At 70.0% G+C, this 16734-nt stretch carries 15 protein-coding genes; 9 read left to right on the forward strand and 6 right to left on the reverse strand.

The annotated features are described in order from the left end of the window. From OOT46_RS23170 to ubiT, 7 genes are all read left to right on the forward strand, one after another. Positions 1-488, forward strand: a 488-nt coding sequence (locus OOT46_RS23170; protein ID WP_265405993.1) for a peptidylprolyl isomerase, incomplete at its 5' end; no start/stop codon positions are given. Between the two features lie 17 nt (positions 489-505). After that, positions 506-1210, forward strand: a complete 705-nt coding sequence (locus tag OOT46_RS23175) for a carbonic anhydrase (RefSeq protein ID WP_265405994.1) — start codon at positions 506-508, stop codon at positions 1208-1210. A gap of 94 nt (positions 1211-1304) precedes the next feature. Beyond that, positions 1305-2531: an NAD(P)H-dependent flavin oxidoreductase gene (locus OOT46_RS23180; protein ID WP_265405995.1), complete on the forward strand. Its 1227-nt coding sequence runs from the start codon at positions 1305-1307 to the stop codon at positions 2529-2531. Continuing rightward, positions 2528-3811 (forward strand): NnrS family protein, encoded by a 1284-nt coding sequence (locus OOT46_RS23185; protein ID WP_265405996.1) that lies wholly within the window; start codon positions 2528-2530, stop codon positions 3809-3811. Before OOT46_RS23180 ends, OOT46_RS23185 begins: the two co-directional genes overlap by 4 nt. A gap of 77 nt (positions 3812-3888) precedes the next feature. After that, the gene (gene ubiU, locus OOT46_RS23190; protein ID WP_265405997.1) at positions 3889-4914 is read left to right on the forward strand and encodes a ubiquinone anaerobic biosynthesis protein UbiU; all 1026 of its coding nucleotides are present in this window, start codon (positions 3889-3891) and stop codon (positions 4912-4914) included. A gap of 35 nt (positions 4915-4949) precedes the next feature. Then, on the forward strand, positions 4950-5888 hold the full coding sequence (locus tag OOT46_RS23195; RefSeq protein ID WP_265405998.1) for a U32 family peptidase: 939 nt from the start codon (positions 4950-4952) through the stop codon (positions 5886-5888). Next, positions 5885-6325 (forward strand): ubiquinone anaerobic biosynthesis accessory factor UbiT, encoded by a 441-nt coding sequence (gene ubiT, locus OOT46_RS23200; protein WP_265405999.1) that lies wholly within the window; start codon positions 5885-5887, stop codon positions 6323-6325. The genes OOT46_RS23195 and ubiT overlap by 4 nt, the downstream gene beginning before the upstream one ends. 16 nt (positions 6326-6341) lie before the next feature. Here ubiT and OOT46_RS23205 read toward each other — a convergent pair whose 3' ends face one another. Continuing rightward, entirely contained in the window at positions 6342-6758 is a 417-nt protein-coding gene (locus OOT46_RS23205; protein WP_265406000.1) for a putative zinc-binding protein, read from the reverse strand. A gap of 194 nt (positions 6759-6952) precedes the next feature. On the opposite strand from OOT46_RS23205, the gene OOT46_RS23210 reads away from it, so the two are divergent. Further along, positions 6953-9844: an adenosylcobalamin-dependent ribonucleoside-diphosphate reductase gene (locus OOT46_RS23210; protein WP_265406001.1), complete on the forward strand. Its 2892-nt coding sequence runs from the start codon at positions 6953-6955 to the stop codon at positions 9842-9844. Between the two features lie 70 nt (positions 9845-9914). Here the strand turns inward: OOT46_RS23210 and OOT46_RS23215 are convergent, their stop codons facing one another. Beyond that, complete coding sequence (locus tag OOT46_RS23215) at positions 9915-10169, reverse strand: hypothetical protein (protein WP_265406002.1); 255 nt, start codon at positions 10167-10169, stop codon at positions 9915-9917. Continuing rightward, positions 10159-10620, reverse strand: a complete 462-nt coding sequence (locus OOT46_RS23220; protein WP_265406003.1) for an Rrf2 family transcriptional regulator — start codon at positions 10618-10620, stop codon at positions 10159-10161. The genes OOT46_RS23215 and OOT46_RS23220 overlap by 11 nt, the downstream gene beginning before the upstream one ends. A 170-nt stretch (positions 10621-10790) precedes the next feature. On the opposite strand from OOT46_RS23220, the gene OOT46_RS23225 reads away from it, so the two are divergent. Then, positions 10791-10997, forward strand: a complete 207-nt coding sequence (locus OOT46_RS23225; RefSeq protein WP_265406004.1) for a hypothetical protein — start codon at positions 10791-10793, stop codon at positions 10995-10997. Between the two features lie 24 nt (positions 10998-11021). On the opposite strand, the gene tagF is transcribed toward OOT46_RS23225, so the two are convergent. The 3 genes from tagF to OOT46_RS23240 are packed head-to-tail and all read right to left on the reverse strand — an operon-like array spanning position 11022 to position 16728. Then, entirely contained in the window at positions 11022-11738 is a 717-nt protein-coding gene (gene tagF / locus OOT46_RS23230) for a type VI secretion system-associated protein TagF (protein WP_265406005.1), read from the reverse strand. Between the two features lie 40 nt (positions 11739-11778). Continuing rightward, positions 11779-15399, reverse strand: coding sequence for a type VI secretion system membrane subunit TssM (gene tssM / locus OOT46_RS23235; protein WP_265406006.1), 3621 nt, complete (start codon positions 15397-15399; stop codon positions 11779-11781). 27 nt (positions 15400-15426) lie between these two features. Next, positions 15427-16728: a DotU family type VI secretion system protein gene (locus OOT46_RS23240; protein WP_265406007.1), complete on the reverse strand. Its 1302-nt coding sequence runs from the start codon at positions 16726-16728 to the stop codon at positions 15427-15429. Positions 16729-16734 lie beyond the last annotated feature (6 nt).

The raw sequence follows: 16734 nt of genomic DNA on the forward strand, positions 1-16734 counted from the left end.
CGCACTACAGCGCCGGCGAACGCGTGAGGGCACGCCACATCCTCTTTGCCGTGACGGCGGGTGTCGACTTCAACGCCCTGCGCAAGGTGGCCGAGCAGTCCCTGCTGGACCTCAGGGCCGAGCCGCAGCGTTTTCCGGAGCTGGCCGCCGGACAGTCCAACTGCCCCACCGGTGCTTTGGGCGGTGAGCTCGGCTGGCTGGTGCGCGAGGACTGCGTCGACGAGTTCGCGCGCGAGCTGTTCGGGCACACGGAGGTGGGCGTGCTGCCGCGTCTGGTGCACAGCCGCTTTGGCTTGCACGTGGTGGAGGTGCTGGCGCGCGAGCCCGGCCAGGCCCGGCCTTTCGAGGCGGTGCGCGAGGTCGTCACCCTGGCCTTGCGCCAGCAGGCCTACGTGAGCGCGCTGCGCCAGTACCTGCAGGTGCTGGCGGCAGACACCGAGGTGGAGGGCGTGGACCTGGCGGCCAGCGACAGCCCGCTGGTGCAGTAGGCCGGGGCGACGAAGCCATGGACGACGCGCTGCTGGAGCGCCTGCGGCGCTTTCACACCGACTACTTTCCGCGTCACCGGCGCAAGTTCCAGGACCTGGTGAGCCAGGGCCAGCATCCGACCACGCTGTTCATCGGCTGCTCGGATTCGCGCCTGGTGCCCTACCTGCTGACGGGGGCCGGCCCCGGCGAGCTGTTCATCGTGCGCAACGTCGGAGCGCTGGTCCCGCCGGTGGAGGGGCTGCACGGACTCCACGGCACCGCGGCGGCGATCGAGTTCGCGGTGCTCAACCTGCATGTGCAGCACATCGTGGTGTGCGGCCACAGCCACTGTGGTGCCATCAAGGCGCTGTACGAGGAGGTGCCGGAGGAAGCGACCAACTTGAGGGCCTGGCTCGACCTGGCGCGCGAAGCGACGCTGCCGGTGCGCGTGAGCGAGGAAGCACTGCGCCGCACCGAACAGCGTGCCGTGGTGCTCCAGCTGGAGCGGCTGATGGGCTATCCGATGGTGCGCAGGCGGGTGGAGGCGGGCCGGCTGTTCCTGCACGGCTGGCACTACGTCATCGAAGACGGCGAGGTGCACGTGTTCGACGTGGAGCGCGGCTGTTTCCTGCCCTCGTCGCTGGCGGAGCACAGCGGCACGGGGCCGTACAAGGCGGGGCCGGAGGATGCCATCTTCAACGAGATCGATGCGGCGTATCGAGGGCGGGGTGGCTGTTGTTGAGGTTTGCGCCGTTCATTGACGCAAGGCAATGAACGGCGCTCGCCGGGCCCTTACCGTTGTCGTTCTTCTGTTCTCCTCGCACGGTGCCTTCTCCATGACATGCCTCGACGCCATCGCCTCCACCCTGCGGCCGCTGTTGCAAGCCAGCGGCCTGAAGCCCCTGCGCATCGGCGGGCGCGAGTTGCTGCCCATCGTCCAGGGGGGCATGGGCATCGGCGTGTCGGCTCACCGGCTGGCCGGCAGCGTCGCCGCACTGGGCGGCATCGGCACCCTGTCGGCGGTGGAGCTGCGCCGCCATCACCCCGACCTGATGGAGCGCACCCGCAACATCGGCTTCGACGAGGCGGCCAAGAAGACCATCGACGCGGCCAACCTGGAAGCGCTCGAACGGGAAGTGGCCTCGGCGCGGCAGCTGAGCGGGGGGCTGGGTCTGCTCGCCGTGAACGTGATGCGTGCGGTCAGCGAGTACGCGGCCTACGTGAAGCGCGCGATGGAATGCGGCATCGACGCGGTGGTGGTGGGCGCGGGCCTGCCGCTGGACCTGCCCGACCTGGCCGCCGAGCATCCCCAGGTGAAGCTGATTCCCATCCTCTCGGATGCGCGCGGCGTGCAGCTGGTGCTGCGCAAATGGGAGCGGCGCAAACGCCTGCCTGATGCCGTCGTTCTGGAGCACCCGGGCCACGCTGGCGGCCACCTGGGCGCCGCGCGGGTGGAAGACGTCAGCGACCCGCGTTTCGATTTCGGGCAGGTCGTGCCACAGACGCTGGAGGTGCTGCGTGCGGCAGGCGTGGAGCGTGAGGTGCCGGTCATCGCGGCCGGCGGCATCCGCTCGCAGGACGACATCCGGCGCCTGCAGGGGCTGGGTGCGTCGGCAGTGCAGCTCGGCACGCCGTTCGCGGTGACCACCGAATGCGACGCGGCCGAGGAGTTCAAACGGGTGCTGGCCGAAGCCAGGGACGAGGACCTGGTGGAGTTCGTGAGCGTGGCCGGCCTGCCGGCCCGCGCGGTGCCGACGCCCTGGCTCAAGGCCTATCTCAAGGCCGAGCCGCGCCTGCAGGCGGTGGCGCATGTGAAGCCCCGCTGCACCAAGGTGTTCGACTGCCTGGCGCAGTGCGGCCTGCGCGACGGCAAAGTCGGCTGGGGCCAGTTCTGCATCGACCAGCAGCTGGTGGCCGCGATGCGCGGCGACGTGCAGCGCGGCTTGTTTTTCCGCGGGCGCGGCGCGCTGCCGTTCGGCCATCAGATCCGCAGCGTGCGCGAGCTGGTGGAGCGGCTGCTGGGCGGTGGCTTGCTGGCACCGGCGCCGGCCGTGGGCGGATGAAGGGAGCATCGGGGCGCGCCAAGGCGCTGCCGGCCTCGGCAGCGCCTTGGCGCTTTCGCTGGCTGCTGGCGGCGCCGCATCGTCTGGCGTTTTTTGCGGCGGCCGTGGTGCTGGCCGGGTCGGCGGTCTGGTGGGCCGCCGTGGTCGTGCTGCAGGCGCAGGGGCAGGGGCTGACCTGGGCGGTGCCGGCCGCCGCGGCGCACGGGCTGCTGATGGGCTACGGCTTCCTGCCGCTGTTTTTCGCCGGCTTTCTGTTCACGGCCGGACCGAAGTGGCTGGGACAGCCGCCGGTCGAGGCCGGGACGATGCTCAGGCCGGTCCTTGGCTGCCTCGCGGGATGGGTCGTCTTTCTCGCCGGCGTGCACCTCGATGGCCAGCTGGCTGCGCTCGGCACGGCGCTGGCAACGGCGGGCTTCGCGATGATGACCGCGCGTTTCGTCCGGATGCTGAGGGACAGCGCGGCGCAGGACACCCGGCATGCCGAGTTGCTGGCGGTCGGCTGTGTGGCCGGGCTGGGGGTGCAGGGGCTGGCGACGCTCGGCCTCGCCGCAGGCGATCTCCTGCTGGTGCGCGCGGCGGTCCACGGCGGCTTGTGGAGCAGTGCGGCGCTGGTGTTCGTGACGGCGATACACCGCATGGTGCCGTTTTTCACCGCGGCCGCGATGCCGCGGCTCGACGCGTGGCGGCCGATGTGGCTGCTGTGGGTGCTTTGCGTCGCCGTCGCGGTTCAGGGGCCGCTGACAATGGCCGAGGGGCTGTGGGGGGCGCTGCCGGCGTGGGCGCGGATGGCACGGCTTGGCGTCGAAGTGCCTGTCGCCTTGTTATTGCTCCGGCTCGCGGTGCGCTGGGGCCAGGTGCAGAACCTCGGCATGCGGCTGATCGCGATGCTGCACCTCGGTTTCGTGTGGCTGGGGCTGGCCTTTGCGCTGAACGCGCTGTCGCATGCCTTGGTGGCCGCCGGCGGGGAGGGGTGGTCGCTCGGCCTGGCGCCCACCCACGCCCTCACGATCGGGTTTTTCGGCAGCACCTTCCTGGTCATGGTCACCCGCGTGTCCTGCGCTCATGGCGGACGGGCGCTGGTCGCCGACGATCTGGTGTGGCGGCTGTTCTGGCTGCTGCAGCTGGCCGCCGCGGCGCGTGTCGGCGCGGCCTTGTGGCCGGCCTCGGCGACCGGCCTGATGGTGGTGGCGGCGCTGGCCTGGGCCGCTTGCATGGCGGCGTGGTCGCTGCGCCATGTCCGCTGGTACGGGAGGCCCCGGCCGGATGGCCGGCCGGGCTGAGGCTCGGCACGGCGCAAACCAACAACCGTTGACGCCGCGCAATTCGCGTGGGCGCTGGCTCGATACAGTGCTTGCGCATGTCTTCACCCCTCCCCACACCGGCCAGGCCGGAGCTCGTGTGCCCCGCCGGCTCGCTGCGTGCCCTGCAGCTCGCGGTCGACGCGGGCGCCGATGCGGTGTACCTCGGTTTGCGCAATGCCACCAATGCACGCAACTTTGCCGGCCTCAACTTCACCGACCCGCAGCTGAGCGAGGGCGTGGCCTACGCGCATGCACGCGGCCGCAAGGTGCTGATGGCACTGAACACCTTCGCCCGCGCCGACGATGCGGCCCCCTGGTACCGGAGCGTCGACGCCGCCGTGGCGCTCGGGGCCGACGCTTTGATCGTGGCCGACCTGGCGGTGATGGCTTACGCACGCCGCCAGCATCCGCAGCTGCGCCTGCACCTGTCCGTGCAGGCCTCGGCCACCAGCTACGAGGCGATCGCTTTCTACCGCGACCACTACGGCATCCAGCGCGCGGTGCTGCCGCGGGTGCTCACGCTGTCGCAGGTGGGCCATGTGCTGCGCCACACCGACGTGGAGATCGAGGTGTTCGGCTTCGGCAGCCTGTGCGTGATGGTCGAGGGGCGCTGCGCGCTGTCCTCGTATGCCACCGGGCAGTCGCCGAACAATGCCGGCGTGTGCTCGCCGCCGTCGGCGGTGCGCTGGCAGGACCGGCCCGACGGGGTGGACGTGCGGCTCAACAAGCTGCTCATCGATCGCTACGCCCCCGACGAAGCGCGTGGCTACCCGACCTTGTGCAAGGGCCGCTTCGAGGTGAACGGCCGGCGCGACTACGCGCTGGAAGAGCCCACCAGCCTCAACTCGCTGGCCCTGCTGCCCGAACTGATGCGGCAGGGCGTGCGCGCCATCAAGATCGAAGGCCGGCAGCGCAGCCCGGCCTATGTCGAGCAGGTGACGCGGGTGTGGCGACAGGCGATCGACGCGGCCGCCGCGGCGCCGGACCGCTTCAAGGTGCAGCCCGGCTGGACGGCCACGCTGGGCCACCTGGCCGAAGGCCAGCAGCACACCCTCGGTGCCTACGATCGACCCTGGCGCTGAACGCGTTTCTTTTCCTGCTTGCTCCTGCCCACACGATGCCCGACAAGGAATTTGCCCTCACGGTGGGGCCGGTACTGAGCTACTGGCCTCGCGAAACCCTGCTGCACTTTTATGCCGAGGTGGCCGATTCGGCCGCCGACACGGTAGTGCTCGGCGAGGTGGTGTGCTCGCGCCGCCACGAGATGAAAACCGACGACTGGTTGGCACTGGCGCGCGACCTGGCGGCGGCCGGCAAGGACGTGGTCCTCGCAACCCAGGCCCTGATCGAATCGGAGGCCGACCTGCGCACGCTGCGGCGGATTGCCTGGCAGGGCGATTTCCTCGTGGAAGCAGGCGACGCCTCGGCCCTTCAGGTGCTGGTGCAGGCCGGGGCGCGTTTCGTGCTCGGTCCGCACATCAACGTCTACAGCCGCGCCGCGCTGGAGGAATACGCACAGCTGGGGGCGCTGCGCTGGGTGGCGCCGGTGGAGCTGTCCTTGCAGTCCGTGGGGCAGATCAATCCGCCGGCCGGGCCGGTGTCGTGCGCAGCGCCGCCCCACGCAGCGATCGGGACCGAGGTGTGGGCCTACGGACGCGTGCCGCTGGCCTTCTCGGCGCGCTGCTTCACGGCGCGCCACCACCGACTCAGCAAGGACCAGTGCGGCTTTCGCTGCCGCGACGATGCCGACGGCCTGCTGTTGAGCACCGGCGACGGCCAGCCCTTTCTGACGCTCAACGGCGTGCAGACGCAGTCGGCGGCCCAGCAGTGCCTGATCGTCGAAGGGCAGGCGCTGCGCGAGGCCGGCGTGTCGCGGCTGCGGCTGTCGCCCGTCTCGCGGCGTTTTGGCGAGGTGATCGCCTGGTTCAGCCGCGTGATGAACGAAGGCGGCAGTGCCAGCGAAGCGCTGATCGCACTCGAGGCCTTGAGCCTGCCCGGCGGGTTGGTCAACGGCTTTGCGCACCAGCGGCCGGGCATGGATTGGAGCGCTGCATGAATCCCTCTTTCACCTCGATGGCCACGCTGTGGCGGCAGCTGTCGGCGCTGGCCGAACGCGGGCGGCCCTTGGTGCAGCGCCTGCCGATGCAGCCGCCGGCCTTCGCCCTGGCCGCCGCGCTGAACCGGCTGCTGCTGCCACGCCTGGAGGCGGAGGCGCGGGCTGCCTTGTCCGACCGATGCGTGCAGGTGGCGGTCACGGACCTCGGCCTCACGCTGCGGCTTCAGCTCGGGCCGCGGGGCTTCGCCGTGGCCCCGGCCGGTGCGACGCCGGCTTTGTCTATCGCGGCGGCGCTGCCGGCCTACTGGCGGTTGCTGCGCGGCGAGGACGACGCCGATCGGCTGTTTTTCGAGCGCGCCCTGGTGATGGAGGGCGACACCGAGCTGGGCCTGGTGCTGAAAAACACCCTGGACGCGATCGGGCCGCTGTGGCGGTGAGACCGCCGGGCTGTTTCTACGGCTTGGCGTCGAGGGCGGCGCCGGCAGTCGCCGACAGCTCTCGGGCCTGACGCTCCAGGTCCGCATAGAGGCTGTCGGCCTGCGCGGCGTCGAAGTCGGCGTGGTAAGCCTTGCGCACGCCGGACTCCTGCAGCTGCACGTGCAGCGTGGGCTGCAGGCCGCGCTGGGCGAGGCAGTTGCGTGCACAGGCGAGCACGCAGCCGTCGATCGCGATGAGGGGCCGGCCGGCCTCCACGGCCTCGCGGGCCTTGCGCACCAGCGGCGCCACGCCGCCGCCCACCCCGGCGATGCAGGACATCTCGGCGGCGCCGCCGCGGTCCAGGCGCACGGCCAGGTGGTTGGCCAGCTGGGCCGCGCTGGAGCAGCCGGAGCAGGAGTAGACGAGCGGCAGGTGATCGCGGTCGCGGGGCATGGGGGGCAGGTGTCCTGTTGGCCTTCAACCTTCACATTGAAAACATCGCGGCGGCAGGTCGCTTTGATCCAGCACAAAGGGGTTCACCGTGCGGCCGTCGTTGTGCGCAAGGCGCGTGGATGCTGACCCCGGTCAAGGTCGCCGCCGCAGGAACTCTCTACCGTCCTGCCCAGCTCAAGTTTTCTGGAGGCCCGATGACGAGCACCTTGACCCGCACCCCGCTGCCCCCCCAACCGATCGGCGAGGAGGTCCTGCTGGAGAAGTACGCCAAGGACGACGAAAAATCCATCGCCGATGTGCGCCGCCGCGTGGCACGCGCCCTCGCGCAGGCCGAAGCGCCGGATCAGCGTGCACGATGGGAGGCAGAGTTCACGCAGGCGCAAGAGGCGGGTTTCATTCCGGCCGGGCGCATCAACTCCGCTGCCGGCACCGACTTGACGGCGACGCTGATCAACTGTTTCGTGCAGCCGGTGGGCGATTCCATCGCGCAGGATGACGACGGCCACCCCGGCATCTACACCGCCCTCACCGAGGCCGCGGAAACCATGCGCCGCGGCGGCGGGGTCGGCTACGACTTCTCGCGCATCCGCCCGCGCGGCGCCTGGGTGGGCAGCACGCGGTCCAGCGCCTCCGGCCCGGTCTCGTACATGCGGGTGTTCGACCGCTCCTGCGAGACGGTGGAATCGGCCGGCGCACGCCGCGGCGCCCAGATGGGCGTGTTGCGCTGCGACCACCCCGATGTGGAGGAGTTCGTGCACGCCAAGGACAGCGGCGACCTGCGCAACTTCAACATCTCGGTGGGCATCACCGATGCCTTCATGCAGGCGGTCGTCGCCGACGGCGAGATGGAACTGCTGCACAAGGCCCAGCCGGGCGAGGCGCAGAAGGCGGCCGGCGCCTACCAGCGGGCCGACGGCCTGTGGGTTTACCGCAAGCTGAAGGCCCGCGCGCTGTGGGAGCAGATCATGCGGTCCACCTACGACCATGCCGAACCCGGGGTGCTGTTCCTCGACCGCATCAACGCCGACAACAACCTGTCCTACTGCGAGACCATCGCGGCGACCAACCCCTGCGCCGAGGAGCCCTTGCCGCCCTATGGCTGCTGCTGCCTGGGCTCGATCGACCTGACCCGGTTCGTGCTCGATCCCTTCGAGGCAGACAGCCGCTTCGACGAGGACGGCTTCACGGCACTGGTGCGCACGGCGGTCCGCATGCTGGACAACGTGCTCGACGTGACCTTCTGGCCGCTGGAGCGCCAGCGTGAGGAGGCCGCCAACAAGCGCCGCGTCGGTCTGGGTTTCACCGGCTTGGGGGATGCGCTGGTGATGCTGGGCTTGCGCTACGACGGCGAGCCGGCGCGAACGATGGCTCGCCGCATCGCCGAACTGATGCGCGACGCGGCCTACGAGACATCGATCGAGCTGGCCCGGGAGCGCGGCGCTTTTGCGCTGTTCAACGCCGACCTCTACCTGCAGCGCGGCACCTTCGCCTCGCGCCTGCCGCAGCGCCTCAAGGACCGCATCCGGCAGCACGGCCTGCGCAACTCGCACCTGCTGGCCATCGCACCCACCGGTACCATCAGCCTGGCCTTTGCGGACAATGCCAGCAACGGCATCGAGCCGGCGTTTTCGTGGACCTATGCGCGCAAGAAGCGCATGGCCGACGGTACCCTCAAGGAGTACGCGGTCGAGGACCACGCCTGGCGGCTGTACCGGCACCTCAAAGGCCCGGACGCCCCTTTGACCGAGGCTTTCGTCACCGCGCTGCAGATGAGTGCCCAGGCGCACCAGGAGATGGTGGCGGCGGTGGCGCCTTGCATCGACACGGCGATTTCCAAGACGGTGAACGTGCCCGAGGACTATCCCTATGCGGAGTTCAAGGACCTGTACCTGCGTGCCTGGGAGTCGGGACTGAAGGGACTGGCGACCTACCGCCCCAACAGCGTGCTGGGCTCGGTCCTCAGCGTGGAGCCGGCGGCGACGTCGGTGCAGGCGGCCCCGATGGCGACGGCGCATGCCGACCAGCGGCTGGCGCTGGAGCGGCTGCCGCTGCGCCCGGTGCTGGCCTCCCTGCGCTGGCCCGGCCGCCCGGAGTTCCGGGCCGGCAATGCGGCCTGGTGCTACATGGTGCGCCATCCCCACGGCCAGTTCGCGCTGTTCGTCGGCGAGGCACCGTCCGACGAGCTGATCCCGCGCCCGCTGCCCTTCGAGGTGTGGGTCAACGGTGCCGAGCAGCCGCGAGGCCTGGGGGCGCTGGCCAAGACGTTGTCCATGGATCTGCGCGCCAAGGACGCCGCCTGGGTGCGCTTGAAGCTGGACGCGCTGGCCACGGTGCAGGAAGAGCGCTCCTTCGAGATGCCGTTTCCCCCGCACGGCGAGATGCGCCCCTTCCCCGGCGTGGTGGCGGCCACCGCTGCGGTGCTGCGCTGGCGCTGCGAGCAACTGGGCCTGTGGAGTCACGACGGCGGCAAGGCGCCGACGCCAGTGCTGGACGCGATGTTCAGCCTCGACGAACCGCACACCGGACCCTCCGGGACGCTGGCCTGGGCCGTGGACATCGAGAACCCGAGCACCGGCGAGGACTTCACCCTGACACTCAAGGAGGTGCTGCTCCCTGGCGCCGACGGGACGCTCCGCACCCGCCCGTGCGCCCTTGGTTTCTCCGGCAACTATCCGCGCGCGCTGGACGGCCTGGCGCACGTCCTGTCGCTCGACATGCGCGTGATCGACCCGGCCTGGATCGGGATGAAGCTGCGCAAGTTGCTGAGCTACGCCGAGCCGCTGGGGCACTTCATGGCCTTCGTGCCGGGGCTGCCGGCCCACCAGCGTCGCCAGCAGACCTGGCCCTCCACCGTGGCCTACCTCGCGCGCCTGATCATCCATCGCTACGCGATGCTGGGCGTGCTGGACGAGCAGGGTTTCCCGCTGCAGGAGATGGGCATCCTGGCAGCGCCGCAAGGCGCCGCCGTCCCCGCGGCGCGGCCCATGGCCGGCGCGCGCTGCCCCGAGTGCGGCAACAGCGCGGTGATCCAGAAGGACGGCTGCAGCTTCTGCACCGCCTGCGGACACGTGGGCGCCTGCGGCTAGGTGAGGGCAGCGGCGTCGGAGGTCCGGTTTCGTTGTGATCAGAACCGGATCTTCGCCGGTGTGCAAGCGATCAGGGTGCCCACACCAAAGCCCGGTGCAGCGCGGCTCCTGCAAGCACCCCGTCCGCCGAAGCGAGGGTGGCGTTGGACCACCTCTGGGCGACGTCGCCGGCCGCGTAGACGCCCGGCACGGTCGTCATCTTGGCCGCATCGGTCCGGACCACCGGGCCGAGCGGGCCCGCGTCGATGGCACATCCCCGTTGCTCGGGCATGGCCGCGGAGAGACCCGCGAAGCTGCCGCCGACCACCAGGGCGTCATAGTGCATGTGAAATGTCCTTCAATGAAGCGCCGCTTGCCACCATGCGGCGATGGAAGTCCTCGGACAGCGCTGCCAGCGTGACCTCGCCCAGCCGGGCCAGCAGCAAGGCCTCGGCGTCCCGGTAGGTGGTATCGAGAGCCGCGTTGACGGCCTGCTCGACCAGGCAATGCGGGTTGTCGCTGCGGTGACCGACGGCCAGCAAGGCCGGGGCGCCGAGCGCTTCGTGGATGTCTCTCAAGGTCACCGCCGACAAGGGGCAGGACAGGACCCATCCGCCGCCATGCCCCTTGGCTGAACTCACGAAGCCCGCATACCGCAGGCCCGCCATGAGGCGCCGCACCACGACAGGATTCGTGTGCATCACCGCCGCGAGGGCGTCCGACGTCACCGGCCCCTCCATCTCCGCCATGTGCAGGAGCACGTGAAGCACGCTCGACAGTCTGCTATCTCGTCGCATGGCACATCATGAGTTGCGTGAGATCCTCAGGCAAGGCATGGGGGCTTTCGATGCCTTGAAGCGTCGACGCTGGGGGACAGGGGCGCCGTGGGCACACGGCCTGCTGGACTTGCAGGCCCGGGCCTTGACACGGCCCGGGCCCTCGTGTCCACCGAAGGGAGTGCGATTTCATGTTCAACAGTGCCGCCGACCGCATCGAATACAGCCAGGCCGTGGACTATCTCGACCAGGGCCGCGCCGACCTGATCCCCGCCGACAAGCTGGAGCGTTACCTCTCGGTCGGCCTGCTGCAGCGCGAGGGCGCGCAGCTGCGCCTCACCGAGGTCGGCAAGCGCGAGTACCAGACGGCCCGCAACGAGCGCACCGCCGAGGGCTGAGCCGAATCGGGTGGCGCGGCCGCGTCAGCCCGTGGCTGTCAGCAGGGCCGTGTAGGCCTCCGGCGGCGGCATGCCCTTGAAGGCGCGCACGACGGTGGCGCCGCCGGGCAGTTGTGCCCACCACAAGGTGTTGCCGCGCAGATAGTGGGTCGCGAGGTCCAGCCCCAGCGTGTCGACCGCGGTCGCGATGCTGGGCAGCATCAGCGGCTGCCCCTGCTGGAAGGCGGCGGCCCAGTCGATGCTGCCCGCCATGTCGAGGCCTTCGACACTGCCCGGCGCAGGCGGGGCGCCGGCCAGCAGGGCCTCGAACTGATCGTGGGTGAACTGGGTGTTGAGCACCTGGGGCAGTGCCTGCTGGATATAGGGGTACCAGCTGCCGCCGCCCTGCAGCTCGCGCAGCAGGGCCCGTGTGTAGGGCGCCTGGGTGTAGACGGTCAACGGGAAGTAGCGGCCGACGCGGTCGACGCTGGACATCAGCACGCCGGCATAGGCCTCCTCGCCGCACACCCCCGGGAACAGGGCGAAGCTCCACAGCGGGGCGCCGACGTACGCGTGGGTCCACCCCTCGTGCAGCTGCGCCCGGCTGGCCGGAATTGCCCGCTGCAGCCAGGCGTCGAGCAGGCCGTTGAAACGCTCGTTGCCGCGCCGGTGCGCGAAGTCGCCCAGCGCCGGCAGCTTGCCGAACCAGGCCGGCCCCTCCTGGCTCGCCGGCGCGAGCAGCCAATCCGCCAAACCCGTCATCGCGTCACCTCCCGCGTCCCCCTGCAAGAAGCGCTGGCCTTCATAGCTTGCCCGGGCAACCGAAGCTCGCCAGCTCGCTCATGCGGAAGGGGTTCAGCACGCTGCTGGTCGTGACCTCGAAGACCGCCCGCCGGCCATCCACATTGAACGTGGCGCGGAAACGCTCCGGCTGGCCGCCGTTGTCGATCTGCACCTTGTCGAACATGCGGAACAGCGCCCACGGGCCTTCGAAGACCGCGCCCGAGCTGCCCGAGGCCGAGGGCGGCGACAGCTGGATCCGCACCTGGCCGCGGCCACCGGTGCCGGGCCACTGCACGCTCATCGGCACCGAGGGGCCGTGCCCGTACTTCACGATCTGGCCGTCCACGTCCAGGATGAACTGGGTGATGCTGGCGTCCATCTCGACCGGCTTGAAGTCCAGCCGCAAGCCGGGCACCTTGCCGCCGGAGCGGAAGAAGGTGTCGCGGATCGCCTGGGCTCGCTGGAACTGCGCCAGCGCCGCCGAACTGCTGCTGCTGCCCATCTGGCCGCCGCCGATCTCGCGGAAGGTCCAGGGCCGGGTGGTGGTGTCGACGAACTGGATCAGGTTGCGCTGGAAGAAGTCGTCCATCAGCCCGCCGGGCGAGAACAGGCGCGAGAAGTCGTCCTGCGTCACGTCGCGGGCGCTGCCGCGGGCGAAGGGGTAGCGCCCGTCGATGGCCTGGCGGCAGAAGTCCGAGACGCTGGTCTGCAGGTTGTTGCTGAGGTTGTCGCGGGTGGCGCCCAGGGCCTGGCTCGCGCCGCTGGTGACCATCTGGTTCATCAGGCTGCGCGTCGGCTCGGGCAGGCGCGCCGCCTCCGCGCGCACCTTGTTCGGCACATCGCTGGTGGGCGGCGCCGCGCCGCTGCTGACGGCGGTCTGGGTGGCCGTCATCAGCGTGTAGAGCTCGTTGAGCAGCGCCAGCGAGGTATCGATCGGCGCCGGCTGGCCCTGGCCCGGGCTCAGCACAAAACGCCGCAGCGGCTCGAAGCGGTCGTCGACGATGCTCTCCAGGCGCGCCGGCTGGGCCGAGGCGCCGGGCTGGGCCTGCTCGCCCGCGAGCAGGCGCGCCAGGCTGTCACGGGTGCCGGAAACCTTGTCGCGCACCGCGTCGGTGGCGCGATCGACACGGTTGCCCTCGACCTTCTCGCCCAGCGTCGTTTCCTTGACGATGGCGCGCAGCAGCGGCGGCAGCGGCGAGTCGGCGGCCGACAGGATGCGGGTCAGCTGGATGGTCTGGGCCAGGGTGCTGTGGTTGGCCAGCCTGATGTCGGCGACGAAGGCCTCCCAGATGCGGGCATAGTCCTCCAGGTAGAGCCGCCGGACCTCGTTGACCAGGCGCGCCAGGGCCTGCGGGTCCTGCAGGTTGAAGGTGCGCTGCTGTTCGTTGAGCCCCAGCACCCAGCCTTCCTCATCGAACAGCTGGCGGGCCACCGTGTCGGTCTGCTTCAGGAAGGCCTGGTGGTAGCCGTCGTAGGTGTAGAGGCCGGGGATGCCCTTGGTCAGCGGTGCACCGCTGGCGCGGGCGAAGACCAGGCCGGCGGCATTGCCGGCCGCCTTGGTGAGCTTGAACTCGGGGATCTCGGAACCGACGCCGACCCGCTTGAGCCGGCTGTAGACGCGCTGCGCCAGCGACATGCGCTGCAGCGCGACGCGCGAGCTCTCGATCAGGTTCTTGTCGGCCGGTACCGGCGACAGCACCATGCCGCGGTCCAGCAGCACATTGAGGTGCTGCTCCAGCGCCGCGCGCTGCTCGTTGTTGACCTCGCGCGGCAGGTTGGCTTCCCAGTCTGCCAGGACGAGGTCCTTCAGGGCTCCGGCCGAGTAGTGCTCGCTGTCGTAGAGCATCAGGTAGGCCTTGAGCGCCTCGTACATCAGCTCGGGGTTGCGGCTCTGCGCCGAGCGCAGCAGGTCCTCGACACGGCGTGCCACCTTGGGCAGCATCGCGTCGTCCAGCAGGCGCTCGTAGGCCGCACGTGCCGCGGCGTCCATCTTTTCGCCCTGGAACAGGAAAAAGCGCCAGGAGACCGGGGCGTGCAGGTCCTCGGTGACCGGCTCGATGATGGCGAGCCGGCGCAGCTCGTTGAGCGCGGGCAGCAACTGCACCACGTCGGCGCCGGTGCCGGGATCGATCGCCTGCACGGTCTTGTTCGCCGGTGGGATGCGCTGCTCGATGGCAGCCAGGTATTTCTTGTTGTTGACGTAGCTCACGCCCCAGGCCGCCAGCGTGCCGACGGCGAGCAGGGCGATCAGCGCATAGGCGGCGGCATGCAGCCAGGCGCGCCGGCGCTCCCACTTGAGGTTGGTGCCGGCCAGCTCCGACTCCTGGAACACCACGTCCTTCAGCGTGCGGGTCAGGAAGTAGCTGCGCCCGGTGGACTTCTGCGCCGGCAGCGCGCGTCGCTCGACCTTGAAGCTGCGCGCCAGCACACCCATGATGCGGTCGATCGGCGAATCTTCCTGGGTGCCGCTGGTGAAGTAGACGCCGCGCAGGATCATCGCCTCGTCGAACTGGGAGCCGGCGAAGGCATTGACCAGGAACTCGCCCAGCACCTCGCGCACCCCGGCGAACTGTTGCGGGAAGCTGTAGATCAGTGCGCGGCGGCTCGGGTCGCGCTCGGCCTCGAGGCGCTCCAGCGAGCCTTCGAAGAGGCGCTTGGACAGCGCTTCGAACTCGGTCGCGAAGGTCTGGCCGAGGGCGGCCTTCTCCAGTGCCGGCGCGCGGTCCTGGTAGGCCATCGTGAAGCCCAGCACCTGCTCGCGCTCTTCCTTCGTGAGCTTGTCGAAGTACTCGGTGAAGCCGGGCAGCAGGTCGGTTTTGGTGACCAGCAGGTAGATGGGGATGCGCACGCCCAGCTGCTGGTAGAGCTCCTGGATGCGCTGGCGCACCGTCTGTGCGTAACGCTCGCGCTCGGGGCCGGCATGCGACAGCATGTCGGAGACGCTGATCGTCACCAGCACGCCGTTGATCGGACGGCGCGGACGGTTCTTGCGCAGCAGCTGCAGGAAACCCTGCCAGGCGGTGGCGTCGTCCTGCTGGTTGCTGTCCTGGGTGGTATAGCGGCCGGCGGTGTCGAGCAGGATGGCCTGGTTGGTGAACCACCAGTCGCAGTTGCGGGTGCCGCCGACGCCGCGGATGGCTTCCTTGCCGAACTTCTCGGCCAGCGGGAATTCGAGGCCGGAGTTGATCAGCGCGGTGGTCTTGCCCGAGCCCGGCGCGCCGATGATGATGTACCAGGGCAGGTGGTAGAGGTAGCCGCGCCCGAGCTTGTGGCTGAGGCTGGCCTTGCCGCCCAGCCCGGCCTTGCGCAGCGTTTCCAGCGCGTCCTTGAAGCGGCCTTCGATCAGCACCACTTCCTGGCTGCCGGCGCTCGGCGGTGGCGCCGCCGCGGCCTGCTGGGCGAAACCCTGCACCAGCTTCTCGCTCGCCTTGCGGGCGCGCCAGGCGACATAGAGCTGGCGCGCGACGATCAGCAGCACGATCAACCCGATCAGCGCGAGCCGCGCCCACAGGCTGTCCAGCGGGCGCAACTGGCCGATGGAGACCAGCGGCCCGACGATCCAGATCACGATGGACAGCGCGATCAGGCCCAGCGCCAGCATCACCCAGCGGTTGAAGATCCAACCCAATATCTTCTTCATCATCTTTCCTAGAGCCGCGAGGCTGCCTCAGGCGGGCTTGTTGCTGACGAACACGGTGATCTCGACACGGCGGTTGCGGGCGCGCCCGGCCGCGCTGTCGTTGGGCGCGATGGCCTCGGAGTCGGCGCGGCCCTCGGCTTGCAGGCGGCTCGCGTCCATCTTGCCGGCCAGCAGGTTGGCCACCGACTTGGCGCGGTCCTGCGACAGGTGCCAGTTGGAGGGGAAGCGCGCCGAGCGGATCGGCTGGTTGTCGGTGTGGCCCGTGATCAGCACCCGGCCGTTGACGGAGTTGACCGCATCGGCGATGCGCAGCATCAGCGGCTCGCGTGCCGCGGCCAGCGTCGCGCTGCCCGGGTCGAACAGGCCGTCGCCGCGGATGGTCACGATGCTGCGGTCGGCGAAGTCGCGCACGTCGACCAGGCCCTGCTGGATCTCCGGCGCGAGGAAGTGCGCCAGGCGCGGGCGGACCGCCGGTGGCGGAGTCACCGGGGAGGCCTGGGCCGGACGCACCTTGATGCCGCCGATCGCCGAGAAGAGCGGGTCGGAGGCGCGCGCCAGCGCATAGCTGAAAGCCATGTAGCCGCCCAGCAGCACCAGCGCCACGACGGCGCCGAAGATCCACAGCGGCATCGCCGTGGACCACTTGCGCTTGGGCAGCACGGCGGGCGCCCAGTGCTGTGCCAACGCCGGCTCGAAATTGCCGCGCTGGCGGCGGATCAGCTGGGCCAGGCGCTCGCGCAGGACCTGCAGCTCGGTGCGGCCGTTCTCGATGACCCGGTAGCGGCCCTCGAAACCGAGCGCGATGCAGGTGTAGATCAGTTCCAGCAGCTCGATGTTGTCGGCCGGGTTCTGGGCCAGCCGGGTCAGCAGCTGGAACACTTTCTCGCCGCCCCAGGCCTCGTTGTGGAACATCACCAGCAGGCTGTGGCGGCCCCAGACGCCCGAGCCGCCCCAGGGCGTGCTGGCGGCGGTCTCGTCGAGCACGGTGCAGAGGATGTAGCGTGCCGCGATGACCTTCTCGTTGGCGATGTTGGCCGAGCGTGCGGCGTTCTCGAACTGGCGAATGCCCTGCGCCAGGTTGTCGCGCAGGCCGGCGACGTCCTGGTGCACCGTGATCGAGCGCATCTGCGCGATCATGTTCAGGAGCGGGTTGGCGGCAGCGATCAGCGGGTTGAAGCCGGCCGGGTGCCAGGCGATGTCGGCCGCCGCGTCGCGGGTGTAGCCGTTCGACGCGGGTGCCGGCATCGCGCCAGGACGGGCGCCGGGAGTGGGCATCACGAAGGTCTGCCCGATGTCGAAGCCGGCGAACGGGTCGTTGGAGGGGGTCATGGAGGA

Source organism: Aquabacterium sp. A7-Y (genome assembly GCF_026153205.1).
GTDB lineage: Bacteria > Pseudomonadota > Gammaproteobacteria > Burkholderiales > Burkholderiaceae_C > Caldimonas.